The sequence below is a fragment of the Bacillus mobilis genome (genome assembly GCF_001884045.1).
Taxonomy (GTDB): domain Bacteria; phylum Bacillota; class Bacilli; order Bacillales; family Bacillaceae_G; genus Bacillus_A; species Bacillus_A mobilis.
The window spans coordinates 1-5,243 of record NZ_MACF01000132.1 but is presented as its reverse complement, the minus strand read 5'-3'; the positions used below and the strand labels follow the sequence as shown (position 1 = coordinate 5,243).

At 32.7% G+C, this 5,243-nt stretch carries 4 protein-coding genes; 3 read left to right on the top strand and 1 reads right to left on the bottom strand.

Annotation, left to right across the window (positions count from 1 at the left end):
• Positions 1 to 106 precede the first annotated feature (106 nt).
• Positions 107 to 592: a hypothetical protein gene (locus BAQ44_RS25790; RefSeq protein WP_071724534.1), complete on the top strand. Its 486-nt coding sequence runs from the start codon at positions 107 to 109 to the stop codon at positions 590 to 592.
• 257 nt (positions 593 to 849) lie between these two features.
• Entirely contained in the window at positions 850 to 1,533 is a 684-nt protein-coding gene (locus BAQ44_RS25785; protein ID WP_071724533.1) for a Rep protein, read from the top strand.
• Positions 1,534 to 1,746: 213 nt separating this feature from the next.
• Here the strand turns inward: BAQ44_RS25785 and BAQ44_RS25780 are convergent, their stop codons facing one another.
• Positions 1,747 to 1,944: a hypothetical protein gene (locus tag BAQ44_RS25780; RefSeq protein ID WP_071724532.1), complete on the bottom strand. Its 198-nt coding sequence runs from the start codon at positions 1,942 to 1,944 to the stop codon at positions 1,747 to 1,749.
• A gap of 1,227 nt (positions 1,945 to 3,171) precedes the next feature.
• Between BAQ44_RS25780 and BAQ44_RS25775 the strand changes: the two genes are divergently transcribed.
• Positions 3,172 to 4,284, top strand: a complete 1,113-nt coding sequence (locus BAQ44_RS25775; protein ID WP_208764374.1) for a tyrosine-type recombinase/integrase — start codon at positions 3,172 to 3,174, stop codon at positions 4,282 to 4,284.
• The last annotated feature ends 959 nt before the right edge of the window (positions 4,285 to 5,243 follow it).

Genomic DNA, 5,243 nt, shown 5'->3' with positions numbered 1-5,243 from the left:
AAATTAATAACAAAACATAATGAAATAAAACATTGATATTAAAAATACATCACGAATTAATATTAATTATAAAAACAGTTGGATATACGAAAGGGGAATAAATTTTATGGAAATCGAAATCATTAAAAAAGTTTTAGAAGAACAAGGAATCAAAGGCAAAAAACTTGAAGAAATCGTTGCAAAAACAGTGTTAGAGCAAGAAAAACAACGTGAAGAAGAATTAAAAAACGAAGAAATGCTAAAAACGGTTGAAGAAACAGCAAAAATTCTTGAAAAAGCGCTTGATAGCAAGTGGAATAGTGCGAAAGTGCGTCGATTTATCGCTTCAGATGAATTAAAAGTAATTGATCCAAACCCAGCAAAAAGAATCGGATTCCGCATTCATACGGACGAAATCAACCGTTTTATCGAATGGGAAAGTATGACTAAGGAAGACTGGAAAAAACGTTGTGTAGCAACGGAGAATGACCTTAAAAAGCTAGAAAAAGAATTAGAGATTGTAAAAGAAGAAAACGAAAAATTAAAAGCAGCAAAAACAACTAGAGTAAAGAAAACTGAAACGAACGTAAAAAAAGATGCTGACGAAAAGTAAAGCATCTTACAAAATTTGAGTTTTTGAGCTAGAATTAAGTAGACAAGCATAAAAAAAGTCGAGTGCGTCAACACTCGACTAGGTGATTTTTCACCACAACAGGTGATTCAATTCACCAACAAAAACGATGATTTTCTACTTTAATTTTAATAACTTTATAGAGAAAAAGCAAGGGCAATTAAGCTCTTAAGGATAAATAAAAACGTGGTGAAATCTCCTATTTTTGGCTTGTCGCATTTAGGAGAGGAGCAAGAAACATGGCTGTTTTAGATTTAAAAGCAAAGCTTGATGAAGTGGAACGTAAAGCAAAATCAAGAGATTTTGCGAATCAAAGTGAAAGTGAAATCAATGAAATTAAGGCTTCACTTTTAGAAATGATTAATGAATTAACAGGCGAAGAACATTACATTGCAAAATCCAGTGATCCACTCAAAAAGGAGCCGTTCCAACAAATGATTACGAAGAATTTACAACTTCTTGTAAAGATTGATTATTTAACACAAGCTGAAGAATCGTTTTTGTTTCGTGTTCAAAATTTTCTTGAGTTCGGAAGTAATGTAATTATTTGCAAAGAAGATAAAAACAAAACCAAAAAGCAAAAGAAAAAAGAACAAGAAGAATTAGGTGTTGAAGTTTTACCAAAAGCGGCAACGATTACGGACATTGCAAAAATGATTGGTAAATCAAGGGCTCAAACATCTGAAATCATGAATTCTTTACGAGCAAAAGAGATTTTATTAAATCCCGAAGGGGCTGGGTTAGTAGCTGAAAATGGAAGAACTGTTACTCCTAGAACTTGGGTTGTGAATCCTCATATTATTTTGTGTGCGCCACGAGGAAAGATTGATAGAATGACTCAACATCTTTTCAGATATTCTTTAAAGAATTTGAAAGACAAAAACGGTAAAAAAGTTGAATTACCTGTTAGATTCTTTGTTTAAATGCTACTTTTCAGTAGCATTTTTTTAATACATCAAATTGTATATTAATTCATTTTTATGTATTTTTATTAGTTCTTTTTGGGTCGTTTTTTAGTCATTTGGAAAAATTTAGGTGTAAGGATTTCCTTACAAAAAAAATAAAAAGTGTAAGGATTTCCTTACACCTCAAAAAGTGCCTTCAACCCTTGGTATGACTGACTTTATACCACTTTTTTAGGTATTCTTCCTTATATCACTATTATAAAGGGCTATTTTTTCACTCAAGACACAGGTAGTATTTTCTTGCATAAAACGTGCAAGAAAATCTCCACCTTTAAAGTCTTGACTAAAAAAATCCGGTGCTTTACATGGCTTGTGCCAAGCCGATAAACCAAAAAGCGAGCTTTTCGGCTTATCGGTTGCCAAATCCATTGTAAGCACCTTAACGCCGAGCGTACATTTGTGTTCTATCAATATTTTTGTTTGAAAAGAAAAGTTCGTGGTGTCTTATCACCACACTACGCGCCAGCCTCAACCCAAAAAGCAAGGTAAAACCATAAATTCGTAGTTACCAATTTTGATAACCGCAAAATAGATTGATATAACAGGCTTTTTCATAGTTTTTGAACCGTATTAAATTTGATACGGTTTCAAAATTCGTGGTTCTTGATTTTAAGAATTACGGATTTTTTACGTTCAGAATCATAAAAACCAAAAACACTTTTTTGCTTAGGAAAAAACATAAAAGAATTAAGGTCGCAAGACCTTTTCAAAAGCATGAAAAATAAGGTTTTTTTCATCAAAATCAGTTGATTTATGGTAAAATTTGTATATATTCATAGTAATTTTAAAACCATTTACTTATTTGATTGAACACGTGTGGTCAATTAAATATGAAATACGAAATTTTACTCATGAATCTTGGGACGTGATTCAAGTAATCGTGTGTTTTACAAAAATAAAAAATTCACGTCATAAAAATGAAAGGGGATCATTACAATAGCAAAGCAAAAAATTTTTAAGATGTGGGAAAAAATAATCTAAGAAGGAGCGAAAATGAAGCTTTCCCAAGTAGTTTTATAAATAGCTTTAAAAGAAAATAGAATTCTTGCTTGCAAGAATGGAAAAAAATATTATAAAAAATAAAAATTTAAGGAGATGATAATCGAAAATACGATGGAAAAGAGATTCACAACTAAATAGATTTACTGAAATAAAAAGGTTTTTGGCTACAAAACAAATCGCAAAGAACAGTAACGCTGGGTTACTCAAAACCTCCAGACCGCAAGACCACTCGTTTGACTATACGTGATTGGTGCAATACGTATAGGAGAGAACCTTGGAGTCTATTTATAGACGCCAATCGCAACAAGATGGCGTAGCTATCATGAGCCTTTATCTTTTAATCTTTTGACCTTTGTCTTTTGCTCTTGGTCTTTTGATTTTGATTTTGGTTTGTGTGAGCATAATTCGCCCGAAGGGAGAATCCGCGATTGCTTTGTATGCTCTTTGATTTGGGTGGTTCGCTCTATTTTTTTTGCTTTTTAAAAAAATGGATCGAACCCACCCAAATGAGACCTCCTTTTTCTCGTGCCTTGATACTGTAAGGTTCGTGGGGTTGGATCTTTGCTCTTGGGTTTGGGTTTAGGGGGTGACGAAATGAGCAAAATTACGCAACATATTGGAATGAAAATAGACCAAGTCTATGGAAAAGTTAAAACAGACAAATTAACTTTTGATGATAAGAACAAAAACAAAAAGCAATTGAGCGATAGAACAATAAACACATATTGTGGAATCGTGAAATCATATAACAATTGGCTCGAGAAAACGCATGGAATTAGCGTAGACCGAGCGAAACCACGTCACGCAATGGAATATCTCGAAACAAAAATTCAAGCTTATGAAAAAGGAAATGGCTCCGCCTTCTCCATGCGCCAACTGGCGCATGCGTTACATTCATTTAGGGAAGCAAGTCATAAAACGGGCGTGTTCAAGCATCAATGCAAGGTCGCTGATAAAAATAAAATGCTCGGAACACTTACAGAGCGTGGGATTTTCCGAAAAGCGGGCGATTCAACCTCGCTGAAGGCAAATCACAATGACTATGAAAAAGTGCAAAAAGAAGCAGATAAATCAAATACAAATAGACATTTGAAGCAAGAAATCAAAACCGTACACGAATTACAGCGATATTGCGGAATGCGTGTTCACGAAGCCGTAAAACTAAAAGTAAAAGATATAGACCTTGCTAATGGAACTGTCTATATAAAAGGCAAGGGCGGGCACGAGAGAACCGTTAAAATCGAAAATAAAGAGTTACTAGATAAATTGAAAGACTTATGCAAGGGGAAAAATGCTAACAGTCAAGTAATCATTGCTAGAAAGAAAGACGGAAATCAATTAACAAACTCTGAATTTGGAAAGCGTGTAAAACAAGAAATACGAGGTGCAGCAGAAAAAGCTGGCGTGGATCGTAACGGAAAAAAATACACAACACATAGCGGTCGAAAAGCCTACGCACAAGCGCAAATGGATAAATACAAAAGCTATAGTAAGACTCAATTAAAAAAGGAAATGGCAAAACGTTGCCAAGATAAAAAGACCAAAAATAAATATGATAAAGTGCTTGAAACGATTCGTAAAAAAATAACCGAAGGTTCGGAGAACAAAGAACGCAAGCTTACTCATAAAGAGATGTGTCAATTTCTAGTTAGCTTAGACCTGGGACATTATCGTTTGGACGTGATAAGGTATTATGCTGATTATTGATGAGTATTGGCGCAAATTCGGGAAGACGAGACACTGAGCGCTCTTGGTACTGGCGCACTGGCTAAGAAACACGGAGTGGAGGCTCGTTGTCAAGGCATGCTTTACCGCCTTTATAACGAGAATCTCCGTGTTAGCCTGTGCAGGCATTGCCAGTTCCTTGCGCGGTCGTGAGGGTATCGCCAAACCTCGAAACGATGCGCTAAAAAGATACAAAAGCAAAGTGAATATCTTCGCCACGTCTCGCCATGTCTCCGCCAATCCTCGTCAAATGGGTAGATGAACTAAGAAGATACGTCAGAGTTGTAATTTTCGTTGATTTGACGGCATTTTTTCGATTTTCAAAAAAAAAATGCTCTTTTTTCATCAATTTTTTGTGAAATAACCGTTAACAAAGTCAAAATAATTTAATATCAATCAAAATCAACATTAAATAAAATTGTTGTAAAATAATATTGATAACAAATATATTTTATATTAAAATAGTTTGTTAATATAATTATTTTATGACAATTTATTTTTGTGTTAAAATTGATTATTTTTTAATAAAATTAATATCAATAAATATTTTAAAATAATATAAAAATATAAAACTTTTTTGAGAATAAAAAGATATATTTTTTAATATGAAACAAAATTGATATGAAACAAAATTAACGTCAATAAAAACAATATTAAATTTTATATCAAATATTTTTGAGATGAAAATGAGGTTTGTTTTCGGTAATTGATACGAAAATCGAAAGTCAAAAATAGCGATAAATCGTTGATTTATAGCTGTTTTTAATAAATTTCAATTCGTTAACGTCAACCGAATTTACGAAAATCGAAAATAATTATCTATAAAAATTTATATTAATTACCATTGACTTTAAAAATAAAAGATGTATAATAAAATTAATAACAAAACATAATGAAATAAAACATTGATATTAAAAATACATCACGAATTAATATTAATT